Origin of the sequence: Enterococcus sp. DIV0170, assembly GCF_051710765.1 — a bacterium.
Lineage (GTDB): Bacteria > Bacillota > Bacilli > Lactobacillales > Enterococcaceae > Enterococcus_A > Enterococcus_A raffinosus.
Window position 1 is genome coordinate 1,409,251 of the sequence record NZ_JBIOLG010000001.1, and the last position, 19,406, is coordinate 1,428,656.

Annotated in this window: 21 protein-coding genes and 1 riboswitch; of the genes, 20 read left to right on the forward strand and 1 reads right to left on the reverse strand. The window is 37.6% G+C overall.

Annotated elements, in window-relative coordinates; translation table 11 throughout:
* The first annotated feature begins 104 nt into the window (after positions 1–104).
* From IGI50_RS06795 to IGI50_RS06835, 9 genes are all read left to right on the forward strand, one after another.
* Positions 105–1,805 (forward strand): cell division site-positioning protein MapZ family protein, encoded by a 1,701-nt coding sequence (locus tag IGI50_RS06795; RefSeq protein WP_438776582.1) that lies wholly within the window; start codon positions 105–107, stop codon positions 1,803–1,805.
* An 81-nt stretch (positions 1,806–1,886) separates the two neighbouring features.
* Positions 1,887–2,741, forward strand: a complete 855-nt coding sequence (locus IGI50_RS06800; protein WP_218257165.1) for a CvfB family protein — start codon at positions 1,887–1,889, stop codon at positions 2,739–2,741.
* 113 nt (positions 2,742–2,854) lie between these two features.
* Positions 2,855–3,310, forward strand: coding sequence for a ferric iron uptake transcriptional regulator (gene fur, locus IGI50_RS06805; RefSeq protein ID WP_010744609.1), 456 nt, complete (start codon positions 2,855–2,857; stop codon positions 3,308–3,310).
* A 112-nt stretch (positions 3,311–3,422) separates the two neighbouring features.
* A complete protein-coding gene (gene xerD, locus IGI50_RS06810) occupies positions 3,423–4,313 on the forward strand; it encodes a site-specific tyrosine recombinase XerD (protein WP_010744610.1) in 891 nt (296 codons plus the stop codon).
* A 14-nt stretch (positions 4,314–4,327) separates the two neighbouring features.
* Entirely contained in the window at positions 4,328–4,693 is a 366-nt protein-coding gene (locus IGI50_RS06815) for a GNAT family N-acetyltransferase (RefSeq protein WP_010744611.1), read from the forward strand.
* A gap of 1 nt (position 4,694) precedes the next feature.
* Complete coding sequence (locus tag IGI50_RS06820) at positions 4,695–5,441, forward strand: segregation/condensation protein A (RefSeq protein ID WP_438776583.1); 747 nt, start codon at positions 4,695–4,697, stop codon at positions 5,439–5,441.
* Positions 5,438–6,016 (forward strand): SMC-Scp complex subunit ScpB, encoded by a 579-nt coding sequence (scpB, locus tag IGI50_RS06825; RefSeq protein WP_218257169.1) that lies wholly within the window; start codon positions 5,438–5,440, stop codon positions 6,014–6,016. The genes IGI50_RS06820 and scpB overlap by 4 nt, the downstream gene beginning before the upstream one ends.
* Before the next feature lie 2 nt (positions 6,017–6,018).
* On the forward strand, positions 6,019–6,735 hold the full coding sequence (locus IGI50_RS06830; RefSeq protein ID WP_010744614.1) for a pseudouridine synthase: 717 nt from the start codon (positions 6,019–6,021) through the stop codon (positions 6,733–6,735).
* 69 nt (positions 6,736–6,804) lie between these two features.
* Positions 6,805–6,923, forward strand: a riboswitch (FMN riboswitch).
* A 120-nt stretch (positions 6,924–7,043) separates the two neighbouring features.
* Positions 7,044–7,637 (forward strand): ECF transporter S component, encoded by a 594-nt coding sequence (locus IGI50_RS06835; protein WP_010744615.1) that lies wholly within the window; start codon positions 7,044–7,046, stop codon positions 7,635–7,637.
* A gap of 58 nt (positions 7,638–7,695) precedes the next feature.
* On the opposite strand, the gene IGI50_RS06840 is transcribed toward IGI50_RS06835, so the two are convergent.
* Positions 7,696–7,908, reverse strand: coding sequence for a ferredoxin (locus IGI50_RS06840; protein ID WP_010744616.1), 213 nt, complete (start codon positions 7,906–7,908; stop codon positions 7,696–7,698).
* Positions 7,909–7,936: 28 nt separating this feature from the next.
* On the opposite strand from IGI50_RS06840, the gene IGI50_RS06845 reads away from it, so the two are divergent.
* The 11 genes from IGI50_RS06845 (at position 7,937) to IGI50_RS06895 (ending at position 19,399) form a co-directional block, all read left to right on the forward strand.
* Positions 7,937–8,923: a helix-turn-helix domain-containing protein gene (locus IGI50_RS06845; RefSeq protein WP_438776584.1), complete on the forward strand. Its 987-nt coding sequence runs from the start codon at positions 7,937–7,939 to the stop codon at positions 8,921–8,923.
* A complete protein-coding gene (locus IGI50_RS06850) occupies positions 8,923–10,317 on the forward strand; it encodes a RecQ family ATP-dependent DNA helicase (protein ID WP_438776585.1) in 1,395 nt (464 codons plus the stop codon). Before IGI50_RS06845 ends, IGI50_RS06850 begins: the two co-directional genes overlap by 1 nt.
* 68 nt (positions 10,318–10,385) lie before the next feature.
* Positions 10,386–11,033 (forward strand): LysM peptidoglycan-binding domain-containing protein, encoded by a 648-nt coding sequence (locus IGI50_RS06855; protein WP_010744619.1) that lies wholly within the window; start codon positions 10,386–10,388, stop codon positions 11,031–11,033.
* Positions 11,034–11,093: 60 nt separating this feature from the next.
* The gene (gene cmk / locus IGI50_RS06860) at positions 11,094–11,765 is read left to right on the forward strand and encodes a (d)CMP kinase (protein ID WP_218257174.1); all 672 of its coding nucleotides are present in this window, start codon (positions 11,094–11,096) and stop codon (positions 11,763–11,765) included.
* 146 nt (positions 11,766–11,911) lie between these two features.
* Positions 11,912–13,132 carry a 30S ribosomal protein S1 gene (gene rpsA / locus IGI50_RS06865; protein ID WP_010744621.1) on the forward strand — a complete coding sequence of 407 codons (1,221 nt, stop codon included), beginning with the start codon at positions 11,912–11,914 and terminating at the stop codon, positions 13,130–13,132.
* A gap of 439 nt (positions 13,133–13,571) precedes the next feature.
* Positions 13,572–14,882 (forward strand): ribosome biogenesis GTPase Der, encoded by a 1,311-nt coding sequence (gene der, locus IGI50_RS06870; protein WP_010744622.1) that lies wholly within the window; start codon positions 13,572–13,574, stop codon positions 14,880–14,882.
* 228 nt (positions 14,883–15,110) lie between these two features.
* Entirely contained in the window at positions 15,111–15,386 is a 276-nt protein-coding gene (locus IGI50_RS06875; protein WP_010744623.1) for an HU family DNA-binding protein, read from the forward strand.
* 265 nt (positions 15,387–15,651) lie between these two features.
* Entirely contained in the window at positions 15,652–16,377 is a 726-nt protein-coding gene (locus tag IGI50_RS06880) for a hypothetical protein (RefSeq protein WP_438776587.1), read from the forward strand.
* Between the two features lie 162 nt (positions 16,378–16,539).
* Positions 16,540–17,592 (forward strand): hypothetical protein, encoded by a 1,053-nt coding sequence (locus tag IGI50_RS06885; protein ID WP_438776588.1) that lies wholly within the window; start codon positions 16,540–16,542, stop codon positions 17,590–17,592.
* Entirely contained in the window at positions 17,593–18,840 is a 1,248-nt protein-coding gene (locus IGI50_RS06890) for a tetratricopeptide repeat protein (protein ID WP_438776589.1), read from the forward strand. It begins immediately after the preceding gene.
* A 13-nt stretch (positions 18,841–18,853) separates the two neighbouring features.
* Positions 18,854–19,399 (forward strand): YpiB family protein, encoded by a 546-nt coding sequence (locus tag IGI50_RS06895; protein ID WP_010744627.1) that lies wholly within the window; start codon positions 18,854–18,856, stop codon positions 19,397–19,399.
* Positions 19,400–19,406 lie beyond the last annotated feature (7 nt).

Below are 19,406 nucleotides of genomic sequence, written 5' to 3' on the forward strand. Positions count from 1 at the left end.
CGTTGAAATTTATTATTTTTGATTAATTCACTCGAAAATTGCTTGGAACATCCCTAAACATATGATAGATTAAAGCATATGATTGAAAAAAGGAGCCGATTTCATTGCAAAAATGCCCTAACTGTGGTTTTGAACCAGTCGAAGGATGCACGACTTGTCCGAAGTGTGGCTTTTCATTACAGTTAAACGATCAAGAAGAAATTAAAGACAGTAATAATGACAAAAATGATACGATAGAATGGTCAGAACTTGCTGATATGCCGATTGAATCTGTGCAAAAAATGTTTAAGGATAACGAGGATAAAATGAAAGAAGAAAATTCAAAAAATAACTCTGAAGAAATTCCTGAGATGAATCCGATTTTGGCACAATATATTCGTGAACATAAGGATGACCAAGACAAAATAGAAGACACTGAGACTGAAAATACTGAGAAGGTAAATGAGACGGAATCTGATGATGTGGAAACAAACACAATAACAGAAAACGAATCAATACCTGATAACGAGAGTGAAGAGGTTGATATATCAAAAAATGCTGATGAACCTGTCATTCAAGATTCAGCGGATGAATCTTCTGAAGTGAATGACGAATCTGAAGAAACTGAGACGTTGCCGGTTAGTGAGGATGTCGTTTCAGAGGATTCGATCAACTCGAGCGATGGCTACGAAGCATCAGATATAACCCAAGAGGATGATTCTAATAATGAAGGAATTATTCCGCCAGAAAATACTCCGTCTGTTAGTGAACCACCTAAAAAGAACCGTAAAAGTCTTTACATTACTTTAGCTGCGGTAGCAGTTTTAGGTATTGGTGGCGGTTACTATTACTACCACGAAAAAGAAGTTGAAGCTCAGCGTATTGCGACTGTGAAAAAAGAAAATGAAGCTTTGGATTCAATTGGCGAGAGCATATCAAGTTATTATACAGATGACAAGCAAGTTTTTCTTGCTAACGATAAAGTAGCTCTCAATACTAGTAAAATTGATGAAGAGTTATCTCGCTATAAAGAAAACAAACGATATGATGAAACCAAAAAAGCGTATGATCAGCTTGTAGCAAAGCAAAAAGCTGAACAATCAGTCAATCAATTGTTTACAAGTGCTGCGATTAACGGAGATAAAATTGTAGACAATCCTTTATTAAAAACGGCTGAACCAGTTGATTTATCTATCAGCACAGGCGATAAAGAGTTTGATGAATTAATGAATCAAGCTATAAATAAAGCCAAAGATCAGTACACGAAAATTGAAAGTGCGAAAAAAGCGACGGATGGATTACTAAAAGACGGCAATGTGATTGAAACTGTAAATCGTGATCAATACAATGCAGCAAATAATGCTATCAAAGCGGTGGCGAATCAAGAATTAGTTCAAACACAAAAAGATGAACTAACTAAAGTGGATCAAGCGTTGAAAGAAAAAGAGAAAAAAGCCGCTGAAGAAAAAGCGGCAGCAGATAAAGCTGCTCGAGAAAAAGAGGAACAAGAAAGAGCAGCACAAGAAGCACAGAAGACGACTTCAACGGATAGTAGTCAAGCAGGAGATACCAGCAGTGATGCTTATGCGTGGGCTCCGGGTGTCAAAGAAAAAGTCATTCAAACCTGTATCTCTCGCGGTTACATCGTAGAAGGCGGGTATAGTTTAGAACCAGTAAAAATTGAAAACGGCGAAGGGTATTACAACTTATATGCCACTTCAAATCGAGCATCGTTAACACAAGGTTATACCAGCTCTGACTTGCCCATGTACTTAGTGACAATTAATTGCAAAACAGGATGGTTTAAAGGTGACGGGCCAAATTAGATGAAGATTTAGAGGCTGGGGAGACACTGTCTTCCCAGCTTTAATAATGATATAAGACATTTTTTGCGAGGAGTAATAAATATGAACGAACTATTAGGACAAGTTTTTACCGGATTAATCATTGATGAGAATGAGAAAAAATATCTTGTACAAAAAAATGGTGTAACTTTCCAGCTTTTAAAGGAGGAAGGCACCCATGAAATCGGCGAAACAATTGAAGGATTCGGTTATATAAACCAGAGTAAAGAAGCCATTTTCACAACTCAGATTCCACAGGTTAGAATTGGCCATTACGCTTTTGGTGAGGTAACAGACGTCCGTCGTGATTTAGGTGTATTTGTAAATATTGGCTTAGCAGATAAAGATATGGTAGTTTCTCTAGATGAAATGCCAAGTATGAAAGAATTGTGGCCGAAAAAAGGTGATCGCTTGATGATTAGCTTACGGGTTGATGAAAAAAATCGGATGTGGGGCGTATTAGCTGACGAAACTATTTTTCACTCTTTAAGTCGTTCTGGGAATGCTGAGATGCAAAACGAAAATAAAAAAGGAACGGTTTATCGATTAAAGGTGACAGGTTCTTATCTTATTACTGAGGATTTCTATATTGGTTTTGTTCATCCATCTGAGCGGTATCAAGAACCACGTTTAGGTGAAGTAGTGGAGGCACGGGTTATCGGTGTGAGACCAGATGGTGTCTTAAATATGTCTTTAAAGCCTCGTAGCTATGAAATGATCAATGATGATGCCGCAATGATTTTAACGATGTTGCAAAGAAACTCGGATCATAAATTACCTTTTTGGGACAAATCTGCTCCAGAAGAAATCAAAGAAGCTTTTGGCATAAGTAAGGGACAATTCAAACGTGCGATTGGCCATTTATTAAAGGAAAAACTGATTGAACAAAAAGATGGCGAAATTCATTTAAAAAGCTAATTGAGAATGTCCTTGCATAAATAAAGGCGATAAACTATAATAATTCTAAGAAAAACAGTAGTAGCATAGCTGCTTGTTTATAATAATTATAAATTAGATAGAGGAGGGTTCTCTTGAACGCTATCCTGGCTTTACAGAAAACAAAAAAACAACTTCATGATTCTGGATTCAAGTTAACACCTCAGCGTGAAGCGACCGTTCTCGTTTTATTGGAAAATGAAAAGGATCATTTATCTGCCGAAGAAATTTATTTTTTGGTCAAAAAAAAGAGTCCAGAAATTGGTTTGGCGACAGTTTATCGTACATTGGAAATTTTAACAGAATTGCACATCGTTAATAAAATTAGTTTTGATGACGGATTGGCTCGGTATGACCTTCGAAAAGAGGGAGCGGAGCATTTTCATCATCACCTATTATGCCTTGAATGTGGCAATATAGAGGAGATCGAGGAGGATCTTTTGGGAGATGTGGAACGCGTAGTAGAATCCCGTTACCATTTTCTTGTTAAAGATCATCGTTTGACTTTTCATGGTATTTGCCAAAGCTGTCAGGAAAAGAAGGACGCATAGACATTTTAGTGAAAATGGATTAAGTTATAATTAATTTATATAGTCCCTTGCAAAGATACGTGCTATCATTTCAAGGGACTTTTTGTTATGATAAAGCGAAAGTGGTGAGAACATGGATGAACAAATAACAGAATATTTGCATTATTTATCGATCGAACGCGGTCTTTCAGACAATACTCGGATAAGCTATCAAAGAGACTTACACCAATACTTATCTTTCTTGAATGATCAAGGTGTGACAGATTGGCAAGCAGTAGATCGATATACAGTTGTGGCCTTTTTAACGAGCTTGACTGAAGCGGGAAAGGCGTCAACTACGATAACGCGAATGATTTCTAGTTTGCGTCGGTTCCATCAATTTCTGCGTCAAGAACGGTATACCGATCATGATCCAATGCAGCACATTGATAGCCCCAAAAAAGCGCAAAAGCTTCCACAAACTCTTTCGCTGACAGAAGTAGAACGTTTAATTGCAGCACCGGATACTACTACTGATTTAGGGATTCGAGATCGTGCTATCTTGGAGGTTATGTATGCGACGGGGCTTCGAGTTAGTGAACTGATTGGACTAAGACTTGGCGATATTCATTTGGAGATGGGCTTACTTCAGACCATCGGTAAGGGAGATAAAGAGAGAATAGTTCCGCTAGGCGATTACGCGATTCACTGGTTAGAACGGTATCTTTCTGAGGTTAGACCCTTATTAACTAAAAAAACGCCAAACGAAATGTTCTTGTTTGTTAATAACCATGGCCATGGAATGAGTCGTCAAGGAATATGGAAGAATTTGAAGCAATATGTCATTAAGGCAGAGATTACAAAAGATGTTACACCACATACATTGAGACACAGCTTTGCTACACATTTACTTGAAAATGGTGCTGACTTGCGGACGGTTCAGGAACTTTTAGGACATGCCGACATATCGACAACACAAATTTACACTCATATCACTAAACGGAGAATGACCGAAGTGTATAAAGAGTTTTTCCCACGTGCTTAACAGGAGGAGAAAGAATGCTTACTCAATACCGAAAAAATCAACGCAAGATTGCAATGGGACTTTTAAGTTTTCATGAGAGTTTAAAAGATCAACAACATTTACTAAAAGAAATCGATACATACGAAGGTGACGATCGTTACCAGCTCTATTGTTATTACGATGAAAACTCTGACAATGTTCAAGGAGTAATTGGTGTAAGTCAATTGGAGGATGAAGAAATTGTTCTCCATGATATCAGCCTAAATCCTTCTTATCGTGGTGAGGGAGTGGGAATTCTCATGATGGATGAACTGCAAGCGATGTATCCAGATCAAAGAATTATTGGAACACCAGCCACTTCTGAATTTTTAGCAAAGTGGCAAGAGCATAAGCGAGGATAATATGGAAACGATTAGTTTAAAATTAGACGTCTTTGAAGGACCGTTAGATTTGTTATTACATTTAATCCAACAGTTAGAAATTGATGTATACGATATTCCAATTGCGGAAGTGACGGAACAATACATGAATTTTATTCATGCAATGAAAACTCTGGAGTTAGAGGTTGCTGGTGAATATTTGGTTATGGCAGCAACACTGATGTCAATTAAAAGTCAAATGCTGCTTCCAAAACCCGAGTTGGCGTTTGATTACGATGATGAGGAAGGCGAAGATCCTCGAGAAGCTTTGGTTCAACAACTTTTAGAATACCGTAAATATAAATATGCTGCTTTTGTATTATCTGAAAAAGAACAAGAAAGAAGTCAATTTTATACGAAGGCACCAATGGATCTCTCTGAATATGAAGAGGAACTTCTGCCTTTACCAAAGAATCAGTTGAACACAATTGACCTCTTTTTAGCTTTGCATGACGTTTTGCAACGTAAGAAGAGAAATCAGCCCATCGAAACAACAGTGTCTACAGAAACAATTACTGTTGATCAAAAGGTGAATGAAATAGGACTAAGGTTGGCAAAATTATCTGAGTCTGAAGGCTTGCCCTTAGAGTCTTTTTTTGTGCAATTTACTAAAGATGAGATGATTACTACTTTTATGGCCTTATTGGAATTAATGAAAAAGGGCCAAGCCTTAGCAACTCAAGAAGAAACTTATGCACCAATTTTGGTCTTTAAAGGAGTAGCAGCATGAATCAATTGAGTCAAATCGAAGCGATGCTTTTCGTAGTAGGGGAAGAAGGGATAAGTCTGGAAGAGTTGGCTTTCACTTTGAAACGCCCAATGCCTGAAATCTATCAAAATATTATCGATCTGAAGGAATCTTATGAGAGTAGCAAAACTTCCGCACTCACTCTTTTAGAAGTTGGGAACCATTTTGTTTTAAGCACTAAAAAAGAGTTTGCGCCTTTGTTAAAAGAATTTGCGCGCTCTCCAATGGCCAATCGACTAAGCCAGGCAGCCTTGGAAACATTATCGATTATTGCTTACAAGCAACCTGTTACACGATCGGAAATTGATGAACTACGTGGAGTCCAATCAAGCGGGGCAGTTCAAACACTAGTTGCACGGCAATTAATTGAAGAAAAGGGACGTGTTGATGGTCCTGGTCGGGCAATACTATATGGGACCAGTGCGTATTTCATGGACTATTTTGGCTTGAAAGATATTGAAGAGTTACCAGATGTTCAAAAGATGGAAGAAGATTTAGCGGATGAAAATGAACCTTTAGATTTGTTTTATGACCGCTTCAAAGAAGAGGATGAATGATAATGGAGAGATTACAAAAAGTTATTGCCCATGCAGGAATTGCCTCTCGTCGTAAGGCGGAGGCGTATATTACTGATGGCCGAGTGAAAGTAAATGGCGAGGTTATCAAGGAATTAGGAACAAAAGTTGGTAAGAAGGACATCGTTGAAGTAGACGGCGTTCCAATTTATCAAGAAGAGCCCGTGTATTATTTATTTTACAAGCCACGTGGTGTGATATCCGCTGTCACAGATGATAAGAATCGTAAGGTAGTGACAGATTATTTTTCATCTGTACCTGAAAGAATTTATCCTGTAGGACGTTTAGACTATGATACCTCTGGAATTTTACTTTTAACTAATGATGGTGATTTTTCCCAGAAATTGGCCCATCCGAAGCATCAAATTGATAAAGTTTATGTTGCTAAAGTGAAAGGATATGCCGAAAAAAGAAACTTGCTTCCTTTAACAAAAGGGATTCGTATCGAAGGTAAGAAGACAGCACCAGCTCGATTTGAAATTCTTTCAACGGATAAAAAAGCGGAGACAAGTATTATTGAATTAACGATTCATGAAGGTCGTAATCATCAAGTGAAAAATATGCTTGCTGCTGTTGGGCTGCCAGTTCAAAAATTAAAACGTGAACGCTATGGGGACTTAACTTTGCAGGGACTACGTCCAGGCGAATATCGACGTTTAAATACGAAAGAAATCAACACACTATTAAATCAATCGAAATAGTCAAAATCATTTACTTGTTTTTTGATAGTAAAATTGTTATAGTGAATTTACAATAAAAAATAATTTAAGGTTCGTCTTCAGGGGCAGGGTGAAAATCCCGACCGGCGGTAATAGTCCGCGAACTGCGAAAGCAGCCGAATCGGTGTGATTCCGATACCGACAGTACAGTCTGGATAAAGAAGATAGAGCTTATTTGGGTGAGTCTAAATTCAAGTAACTCTATGCTTTTTCTGAAGCATAGAGTTTTTTTTGTGGTAAAGAACACTCAAATGGTTCGTTGAAGATGATTCCGAAACGGAGGATTTCAGATGAAGAACTTAAGGTTACAAAAAATGACAGCAGTAGCAGTAGCAGCGGCAATGGGGTTGATTTTGCAGTTCATCGCATTTCCAATTGTTCCAATGTTTCCATTTCTAAAACTGGATTTTAGTGATATTCCAGTTTTGATTAATATGTTTATCTTTGGACCATTAACTGGGATTGTAACTGCGTTTATTCGATCATTATTACATTTGACCATGACTGGTTTTTCTGTTGATAATATGATCGGAGACTTTGCTAGCTTCTTTGCCTCAACGCTGTATACTTTGCCAATTTTCTTAATGTTCAGAAAAAAAACAACGTCAAAACGAGTATTAGGGCTTGGCCTAGGAATTTTAGCGATGACTCTTTTTATGAGTGTTGCCAACTATTTTGTTATTACGCCACTTTATTTAAAAGCATTTGGACTTTCGGCAGGACAAATGCTGGGGATGGGGTTAGGCCGATATATTTTAGTGGGAATCGTCCCCTTTAACGTGCTTAAAGGAATTATCGTGAGCGCTGTTTTCTTAGTACTCCATGCAAAATTGTTGCCATGGTTATCGAAGAAAACATTAACCTCACAACATCATTCCGTATAGAAAGATGCAAAAAAATCTCAGATGAAATGTCTGAGATTTTTTTTGTCTATCTATGTTATTATGATTTTTGATAAAGGATGGCATGGGAAGGACAGCGTTTAGCAGATTGAATGACAGCTGCTTGCTGATCTTCAGGTATAAATTCGTGAGTTGCTTCTGGCTCTCCGATAAAAAGGACAAGACCATCATCAGTATAATCAAAGATTTCTGGCGCGATTGTTTGGCATAACCCACAGGCGATGCAGCGCTCAGGAATGATTTCACATTTCATTACTTCACCTTCCACAGGAGATTATATTATGACTTTTTTTATTTTAACGTTATTTAAGGCAGGCTACAAGTTAAGAACCTCTACCTTATATCATTTATTGGTGGGTAAAAGAACCAGTTCTGTATTACTTCATGGTTTTTTTCACGAAAATTTGCCTTATTTAGGAGCATTGCCGAATCTAAAAGAAGAAGTTTTTCAAAAAGAACTGCAGCGGCTGATTGAAAAACAATTGATTTTAGTAAATGATGGTTTCGGAGAACTAACCGTTGAGGGGCAGAGAGTATTAGGAAAAGAATCCTATCCCTTTTATGGGCTGAATAACCTGCGCTATGGTCGTATGAGGGAGAATATGTGGCACATGATTCTTTTCTCAGTACAAGTAATCAGTCATTTATCTTTTAATGAAAAAAATTATCTCCCAATTGAAAACCGTCCATACTATATACAGCAAATAAAAAAATGGTTGGCTTATTCTAAAGCAGATGTGATTGTAAAATTTAAACAGGAATTGGAGCTGATTTTTCAAAAATTACCAGTAAATGAAGCAGATTTTTTGGCGAATCAATTTTCTGGCGTAGAGTTTCAAGGGAAAACAGCGTATCAGTTACTGCCAGAAAAATGGCTGGAAGAACCATGGAGCAGTCTCTACCAGCAAAATGCAATTGATCTTTTTCTGGCGCAAGTCATGCAGGATAATAGTGGGGAAATATTTAGGTTACTCTCTAATTTGGATCAACAAAATCTGAATCAAAGCATGCTAATTACAAAGCAATTTTTTTTGGCGGGAAAATCAATAGATGAAATACTAAAATTACGTCATTTAAAACAAGGGACTGTCAATGATCATTTTATTGAATGGGCATTAATAGATGAAAATTTTCCTTTTAAAAGTTTTGAGCTCATCAATTTCAATGAGCTAGATAAGAATCAAATCGTCAATGCACGGTTTCAAGAATACGATAGTTCATATTTAACGTTCCGTTTATCACAAATTTATCGTATGAGGGAGAAATAATGGAGTTAACAGAAGTTTTAAAGGCAAAGTTTAATTACGAGCAATTTCGTCCCGGACAAAAGGAAATTATTCAGACTCTTTTAGCTGGAAAGTCTGTATTGGGCATGCTGCCTACAGGAACAGGAAAATCTTTGTGTTACCAATTACCAGGGTATTTGTTAGAAGGTACAGTAATTGTGATTTCTCCTTTGATCTCTCTAATGGAGGATCAAGTAACGCAACTCCAACGTATAGGAGAAAAAAGAGCAGTCGCGCTGAACAGTTTACTGTCTGGATGGGAAAAGCAATGGGTTTTGAGCGAAGCGCATAATTATAAGTTTATTTTTATGAGTCCAGAGATGTTTTTGACCCCTAACGTTCAAAAGAAGTTGCAGGAAATAAAAATTTCCTTAGTAGTTGTTGATGAAGCCCATTGTATTTCACAATGGGGAATTGATTTTCGACCAGAATATTTAAAGCTTGCTGATGGAATAAAATTCGTAGAGGCTTCCCTGGTTTTAGCGTTAACTGCAACTGCTACGAAAGCTGTGCGACAAGATATTCAGCGTTTGCTCTTCACTCGTAAAGCAGCAGAAGAATACATTTATTCTGTAGATCGTCCCAATATAAGTTTTTTTGTCTATCAGGAAGATAAATTAAAAAAGTTACAAGAATTGGTTGAATCTTTGCGTGGTGCGGGAATCGTTTACTGCGCGACTAGAAAAAAGGTAGAAGAGCTATACCAATTACTTAAGTCAAACCACTCGGTCGCCCATTATCACGGTGGTCTTAGCGGGCAAGAAAGGCGGATGCTTCAACAACAGTTTATCGCCGGTGATTTGCGATTGCTCATTGCAACCAATGCATTTGGCATGGGGATTAACAAGGATAATATTCGATATGTTATCCATTATGATCTACCAGATTCACCTGAAAATTATTTACAGGAGGTTGGACGTGCTGGTAGAGATGGACAAGCGAGTCAGGCGATACTCCTTTATGAAGCAGGAGACGAACATATTCATCATTTTTTACAGGAACAAACCAATCAATCAAAAAAGCTTTTTGAAATCAAACAAACAATGAGTGATCTTGTTTTTGAAGACCCATTAATAAAAAAATGGGAACACTTTTTTCCTGAAGAGAGTGACGAATTATTGGCTCTATTGAGTCAACGTGGAATGACAAAACGACTCCAATTACAAAAAATGCTGGAGTACATTTCATTATCCACTTGTCGCCGTGAGTTTTTAGTTTCCTATTTTGACGAAACGCTCCATGAAAAAAATCCCATTTGTTGTGATAATGACGGAGCTACTTTATCTACTAAAAAGAGTGAAGTGGAAAATATTGCGACAGTGTTACCATGGAAAAAAATATTTCAAAAAATTTTTAAAAATGATATGAAAGATTGAAAATTGACGCATATTTTTTTTGAGCTATGGTATAATACATGGCGATAGCATTTAGGAGGTTAGAGAAATTGAGTAGAAAAGATCGCTATAACGATACGAATAATGAACCGTGGGATCAACATATTTACGAATCTGATAGTGAAGAAGAAACTTATTCACGCAGCCAGTCTCGTCGTAGTGGTGGTGGTAATAAAGGTGGCGGAAATACGAAATTCTTAACGATTCTAGTCGCATTATTGTTAGCCCTTATTTTGATTCCAGCCGGTGCCTTTTTCTGGATTACTCGTGATAATGACAAGCCAGCGGCCTCTCCTGAGAGTACAACGCAGGTGTCTAAAGTATCTTCGACAGAAAAGTCTAGCACCGAAGAAAGCAGTACTGAAGAAAGTACAGCTTCAACAGATACACAGGCTGCACAAGAATCTCAACAACAAGCCGATGCAGAACAACAAGCAGCACAAGCCGCAGCTTCTCAATCTCAGGCAGCAGCAGAGGCGGCAGCATCTCAATCAGCAGCTCAAGCGGCACAACAAACAACGCCATCTTCAAGTGTAGCTGATGATCCGAATGCCCAATATGGTACAGTCCAATCAGGCGAAGGCCCTCAACAAATTGCTGGAAGATATGGTCTTTCTGTTGATGAATTTCTTCGGTTGAATGGAATGGACAGAAGCAACTTCTATTTTGATCCAGGTCAACAGGTACGTATTAAATAATTTGAATATCTTGCCGTAATCGTTAGCGATTACGGCTTATTTATTGAAAAGAGGCAAAACATGGAAAATATTTCAATTGCAATTGACGGTCCAGCATCCTCTGGAAAAAGTACAGTAGCAAAAATTTTAGCGAATGATTTTAAATTTATATATGTAGATACAGGTGCCATGTATCGAGCGATTACTTATTTAGCAATTAAACATCAAATAGCTTTTTCAGATGAATCTGCTTTAGCTGATTTGACAAGGCAGTACCCTATTACTTTTAAACAATCTAATCATGGACAATTGGTTTTTGCAGATGATGAAGAGATTACTCAAGCAATTCGTCAGCCCGATGTTACTGCTGCGGTATCAGAAGTATCTGCTCATGGCAAAGTTCGAGAAGAGTTAGTTGAGGCGCAACGTCAATTAGCACAAAAAGGCGGCGTCGTAATGGACGGTCGCGATATTGGAACGACCGTCTTACCTAAAGCGGAGGTAAAGATTTTTTTAGTGGCAAGTGTTGAAGAACGCGCGCAGCGTCGCTACAAAGAGAATCAGGAAAAGGGTATAAAAATGGACTTTGAGGCAATCAAAGAAGCCATCGCAAAACGCGATTATTTAGATTCTCATAGAGAAGTCTCGCCATTAGTTCAAGCAGCAGATGCTGAATTGGTCGATACAACTGGAATGTCGATCGAACAGGTAGTAACGAAGATTAAAGAGGTCATTTACTCAAAAGGTTTCTAAATTTTGGATAAAATCGATAAATAAAGCGAAATTCTTTCAAATTTTTAGAAAAAAAGAAGAAATCGCTTTATTTTTCATGTGGATTATTCTAAAATAGAACATGTAGTGTATTTTACGCAGAATTGTTGGTAAGGAGGACAAACGACATGACAGAATTAGAACAAAATTCGATGGAAAACGAAAATGTTTCCATGGAAGCAGCAATGGAAAGTGTGCATGAAGTTCAAGTTGGCGATATTGTTAAAGGTGAGGTGCTCGCCTTAGAAGATAAACAAGTTATCGTTGGTATTGAAGGTGCAGGGGTAGAAGGTGTAGTTCCTGCTAAAGAACTTTCAACATTACCTGTTGAAGATATCAATGAAGAAGTCAAGGTTGGCGATATTCTTGATTTAGTCGTTATCTCTTCTATCGGAAAAGACAAAGAAAATGGTAGTTATCTTCTTTCTAAACGACGCTTAGATGCGAAAAAGGTTTGGGAAGATATCGAAAAAGAATTCCAAGATGGAAAAATTATCGAAGCACCGGTAACTAGCAGCGTCAAAGGTGGTTTAGTAGTTGATGTAGGTGTACGTGGTTTTGTACCAGCATCAATGATTGACGATCACTTTGTGGATGATTTTTCAGCGTATACTGGAAAAACATTGAAATTCAAAATTATTGAAATCGAGCCTTCTGAGAATCGTTTGATTCTATCTCATAAAGCAGTAGTGGAAGCTGAAAAAGCAGAGAAGAAAAAGGAAATTTTAGCAGATCTATATGAAGGTCAAGTCATTAAGGGTCAAGTTGCTCGTCTTACAGATTTCGGAGCATTTATTGATCTTGGCGGTATTGATGGATTGGTTCACGTATCAGAAATTTCTCACAGCCATGTGGCAAAACCAGCGGATGTCTTGAATGTAGGCGATGAAGTTGAAGTTCAAGTGCTTTCTGTAGATCCAGAGAAAGAACGTATCTCTTTATCAATTAAAGCGAATCTGCCTGGTCCTTGGACAGATATCGAAGAAAAAGCAGCACCTGGTTCAATCCTTGAAGGAACAGTGAAACGCTTAACCAGCTTCGGTGCTTTTGTTGAAATTTTCCCTGGTGTAGAGGGACTTGTTCATATTTCTCAAATTTCTCACAAGCATATTGCGACACCGCACGAAGTCTTACATGAAGGGGATCAAGTACAAGTAAAAGTTCTTGAAGTACATCCTGAAGAGCATCGTGTAGCACTTTCAATTAAAGCATTGGAAGAAAAGCCTGAAGAGGCTAAAGCAGAACCTGTAGAAGAAGAATCTTATGAGTTGCCTGAGGAAAATACTGGCTTCACAATGGGAGACATCTTAGGCGACGCTTTAAATGAAGACTCAGAGGACAACGAATAAATATTAGCTATTTTGAGGCGTGTTTAAGCACGCTTCTTTTTTATGCAGAAATCATTGAATGCGTATAAAAGCTGAAAATTCTTCAAACGGAAACAACTTAATTTTCTTATTAATTCATCAGTGAAAATGATTCCTTCTCTTGCAAGAAGGAGCTTTCTTGGTTAAACTAAAGAGAATTTGAAAAAAAGAACGCCGTTGCTAGCTCTACTAAGTAGTTCATTAGTAGAAGAGAATGTAGTTGAATCGATAATAGATTTTGTGGAAATTTATTCTAGCAATTTGAGTATGCTCTAAGTTTTATAGTATGTTTTTGTCCTAGTAAACTCAGTTGCTGCTATGGATTGGAACAGGACATACTTATCACAAAAGTAGATACTATGAGCATTAGGCTCATTTTTTAAAAAATTTAATACAGTAATTAGGAACGAGGAATTAAATTATGTCAAATCCTACAATTGCCATCGTTGGCCGTCCGAACGTCGGTAAATCAACATTATTTAATCGAATCGCTGGGGAACGCATTTCAATCGTGGAGGATACGCCTGGCGTAACACGTGATCGAATCTATGCAAAAGGTGAATGGCTGGATCATGAATTCTCAATCATTGATACCGGTGGAATCGATATTGGTGATGAACCTTTTATGGAACAAATTAAACAACAGGCTCAAATTGCGATTGATGAAGCAGATGTGATTTTACTTGTGGCAAGTGGAAAAGAAGGCGTCACTGATGCGGATGAAGCAGTAGCAAAAATTTTGTATCGTAGTAAAAAACCAATCATCTTAATGGTGAATAAAGTAGATAATCCTGAAATGCGTAACGACATTTACGAATTCTATTCATTGGGATTAGGAGAACCGTATCCTGTTTCTGGAAGCCATGGGCTTGGTTTAGGAGATGTACTAGATGAAGCAGTCAAACATTTCCCAGCAGAAAATGAAGATGATGAAGATCAATCTATCAAATTTAGTTTAATTGGTCGTCCGAATGTTGGAAAATCTTCACTAATCAATGCTATTTTAGGCGAAGACCGAGTAATCGTTTCAGATATTGAAGGAACAACAAGGGATGCAATTGATACAAAATTTGTTGGCGAAAACGGTCAAGAATTTACAATGATTGATACAGCTGGAATGCGGAAACGCGGCAAAGTTTATGAAAATACAGAAAAGTATTCTGTTATGCGTGCGATGCGCGCGATTGACCGCTCGGATGTTGTTCTTGTCGTTTTAAATGGGGAAGAAGGGATTCGTGAACAAGATAAGCGAATCGCCGGTTATGCCCATGAGGCGGGTCGAGGTGTGATTATCGTGGTCAATAAATGGGATCTGGTCAAAAAAGATACCAATACCATGAAAAAATTCGAGGAAGAAATTCGTGATGAGTTTGCTTATCTGGATTATGCACCAATTGTTTTTGTCTCAGCAATGACCAAGCAACGTTTGAATAGAATTCCAACGATGATAGAAGAGGTCAGCATGAATCAGAACTTGCGTATTCCATCTTCTGTATTGAACGACATCATTATGGACGCTGTTGCAATTAATCCAACACCGACAGATAAAGGCAAGCGATTAAAGATTTTTTATGCGACTCAAGTAGCGGTAAAGCCTCCGACATTTGTGGTTTTTGTAAATGAAGAAGAACTTATGCATTTTTCTTATGCACGGTTTTTAGAAAATCAAATTCGAAAGGCATTTGAGTTTGAAGGAACACCGATAAAAATAATCGCTCGGAGAAGAAAATAAGGTATTTTATCATACTTTTATTTTGGTGACAACAGATTTCTCTGAATGATAAAACAACCATGAATTTTGTGCCATTAATCGTTAAAAACCTTGCTAACATAAGGTTCTTATGCTATCGTTATAACAGAATATTGACCAAATCAATATTTCTTTGCTGATGGCTGGACCACTCAGTTATCAGTTGATGTTTAGACATCACTACTCATTTCTCAGGAGGTGAATTCATTCATGGCAAACAAAGCAGAATTGATCGAAAAAGTTGCAGCAGCTACTGACTTAACCAAGAAAGACGCTACAGCTGCTGTCGATGCTGTATTTTCAACTATCCAAGACGCATTAGCTGAAGGTGAAAAAGTTCAGTTGATCGGCTTCGGTAACTTTGAAGTACGTGAACGTGCGGCCCGTAAAGGACGTAACCCACAAACTGGTGAAGAAATCGAAATTCCAGCAAGCAAAGTACCTGCGTTCAAACCAGGTAAAGCGCTAAAAGACGCAGTTAAATAATTTTTGCTGCTAAAACCGTTGTGACTTTAACAGTCACAGCGGTTTTTTGTCTGAAGTGAGAACAAAATTAATTGATACTTATTTCTTTTTGATGTCGTTATTTCATTCTGTTTGTAACTTATTTTTTGTTTTACGAAAGGCTTTACATACGATAAAATGTAGAAAAGATTTTTATTTTTTCTTTGGAGTAGCTCAATGGCTTTTTAGAAAATGATATACTACTCAATAATGGGAGAAAAAATAAGGGAAGAAAGAGGGTGAAGCGATGTCAAAGGAGCGTCTATTTTATGTTGAGAAAAACGACTCTTGGCATTCGTATGAGTTTCTTGCACAAAGAAAAAATGATCCTAAGTGGCGACAAGCTTTTTTAGAAGCAGATGCATTACTGGAACAAGAAGATAAGAAAAGAAAGCGTCGCAACTTTATTATATTGCTAGTATCTGTTCCGCTATTATTGATTCTTGTTTTAGTCGGACTGTATTTCTATGGATCTTCGGATGAAGAGGCAATTCCCAAACGAGAAGTAAGTTTGAACGATTCGACATCTGTTTCCACAGTGGCGACAGATGAATCAAAGACAATTGATACTTCCAGTGTTGGTCAGGTGCTAACAACTCCTTGGGGCGAACAGGTAACCGTATTGAGAATTCTATCCAATGGAGAACGTGTGATCAAAGAAGGCTACTCCCCATCAGATTTAAATGGAGATGGCTTGTTAACCTTTGAAGAGCTGTCAGAAGTGGAAGAAAAAGCAAATCAAGGGGTTCAACAACCTTACCAACAACCACAACAGGGACAAAACTATCAGCAACAACCCCAACAAGGGCAAAGCTATCAGCAACAGCCGCAACAGGATCAAAATAATCAGCAACAAACACCTCAAGATAATCAACAAGATGTACAGCCAAGTCAATCCAATGGGCAACAGACGCCTTCAAATCAGGACGGTGGCACTACACAAAATCAGCAAAACACACCACAAAGTCAATAACTAAGTACTTTTATTCTTACGTGAATTGTATTTTTTTGTAGGTATAATCCAGATACTTTTTTATTCCTGTAATAAATAGAGATGAAATGTCTCATAGCCTTTCGCAGTTTTGTTGCGGGAGGTTTTTTTGTAGTATAAAATAAAGAAAACGGGGTGAGCGGGATGGAAATAACCTATCAAAATAAAAAGAAGGAAACACAGATTATTTATGGAGAGACCGTCGCTTCAATGATGCGTGAAAAAGATTTACAAAATAAACAAATACTATTTTGTGGAAATCAACGATACTATGATCTGTACGCTGAAAAACTACGACAATTTATCCCTAAAACAAGTACTCATGACTGGTTTATCACGCCTAACAATCGGTACTGCAATACAATGGAAAGTTTTCAAGAATTGATTCATTTTTTAGAACGCTTTAGCCGACAAAAGGAAACAATCTTTCTTGGGATCGGAAACGAAGGGGTTATTGAGCTTTTGGGTTTTACTCATCATGTTACCAATCTCTCAGCAGAGCTGTGCTTTTTTCCTGTATCACTTAGATCCTTTGCTCAAAGTCTGTCCTTTATTGATCAGATAGTTTCAGATAAAAATTTGATGACAGTTATGGAAATCGAAGAGGTACCAAAAAGCATTCTGTTTGATCATACTTTGGCTGATCAACAAAAAACTGGGAAAATGGTAGACCTTTTGACCTTGATTCGTTGTGGTATAGTCTGTGATTATCCCTTTTTACAAAGTTTATACAAGAATTTTCCTACGCGGGAAGCCCTTTTTCAGCACTCTTTTTCTGCTTTCAGCGAGACGCTGATCTATTACTATCAGGACAATAGCGAGGAACTGCGTAATTTTGGTAAAATATTTGAGAAAGCTTTTTTTCAAACAGAGAATGGGTCATTATTATCCAATAGTATGAAGACGATGTTTGGCTTGTTATTTGAGTTCGCATGGAATGTCACAACAAGCAATCTTCATTTCAATTTTAAAAAATTTATGATATGGTTGGTGCGATTAGGATTTCCTATTATGATGCCAGAAGGAATCTCCTTGGCTGATTACGGGCAGCAAGTCATTGCCTTAGCGCAGGAAAAGCCCTTAGCAGGATTAATTCAAATCGGTGAAGTCGGTATGGAAAAAGTCCCGACCCAAAAAGAGTTGCTTCAAACATTTGAAGTATATCAAAAAATCGTAACAGAGATCAGGGGAGAATAGATGTCAAGTTATAGTGAAAAGATGCTTGCAGCATTAAAAAATGAAGATTTAACAGAAGCAAATCTAATGTTTGAAGAGGCATTAAAAAAAGATGATCCAGAAATTTTAGCTAGTTTAGCTGAAGAATTACAAGCGTTAGGTTTTTTAGAAGAAGCAAAAAAAGTATTAGAAAAATTAGTGACTGATTTTCCTCAAGAAGATGTTTTTTATCTTTCTTTAGCAGAAATTGCGATTGAAAATGATGATATTGATGGAGCCTTCTCGTACTTAGAAAAAATTGAACCTGACAGTGAAAATTATCTAGAAAGTCTGTTAGTGACAGCCGACTTGTATCAGGTTCTAGGTATTCCTGAGGTTAGCGAAGCCAAGCTTTTACAAGCCAAAACGATTGCACCAGAAGAACCTTTGATTACATTTGCTCTTGCAGAGTTACATTTTTCTGCGAATCAATTAGGAGAGGCCATCAATGACTATGGACAGCTTCAAAAACAGGGCATTGATGAGATCGCGAATGTTTCAATTGATGAAAGAATCGGTTCAGCCTATAGCATGATGGGCGGATTTGAAGAGGCGATCCCATTTTTAGAACGGGCATTGGAAAAAGAACATACTTCTGATCGGTTGTTCCAACTAGGGTTTACCTACTATCAGTTGCATGATCACCAAAAAGCCATTAATTACTTACAGGAGTTAATTACACTTGATCCTCAATACCAAAGTGGCTATTACTATCTTGCTGACAGTTTGAAAGAAGAAGAATTACTGGAAGAAGCGTTGCTTGCTGCAGAGGAAGGAATCAAAGAAAATCCTTATCAAGTGGAACTACTGCATTTAGCCTCTGAAATCGCTTATCGATTGCGTGATAGTAAAAAAGCTGAAGAGTTGTTAATTCAGGCAATTGAAACAGGCGATAAAACGGATGAAACTTTGTTGACATTAAGTAACCTTTATCTAAATGAAGACCAGCCTGATAAAGCGATCGAGATGATTTCCCAGATGGATGAGGAGGATAATCCTTACGCTGCATGGAATTTAGCGCAGGCCTATAACGAACTAGAAGATTTCGATGCGGCTCGCACCTATTATAAGCAAGCGTATGAAGATCTGTCTCATGAGCCGGACTTTTTGAAGGCTTACGGAGTCTTTTTACGTGAGGATGGTCAATTGGAACAGGCACGAGTTGTTTTAATGAGCTACTTGCAACAAGAACCTGGTGATTTAGAAGTACAATCATTATTAGAAGAGTAGAGAGGTGAGAAAAATGATCGATGTAGGTGAAAAGCGTGAATTTCTCGTGTGGTTGATCAATAATGTAAGTTTTCAACGTCGAGAAGTGATTTGGATTTTGAATTACTTAATTAATCATGAAGCAATTCTACGAAATGTTCACATTGTCGAGCAGGCGCTAGAAACGAAACGTGGATTAGTTTTTCGAGACATTACCCAACGTGAGGAACCGATGGTGTTTTCAATTGAGGGACATCAGTTTTCGAATAGTGATCAGATTTTTCATGAAATTCGTCTGCATTGGCAACAACCTTTATACCTAGAATGCATTTTTCCAAATTCATGGCAAAATGCACAATATTTATCCGTTCTTGAGGACAATCCCGCACTTTCTTGGAATGATAATGTTAGTGAAGAGATCGTAACGGAAGTGGAAAACTATTTGAAATTTCAAGAACAGGAAGCACAAGTAGACTTATTGAAAAAGCAAATTGATATGGCCTTAGAAGATGGCGACAAGGAAGCTTTTCTCATCTTATCAGATGAACTAAACAGGCTTAAATTAACCATACACGAATAAAAAGATA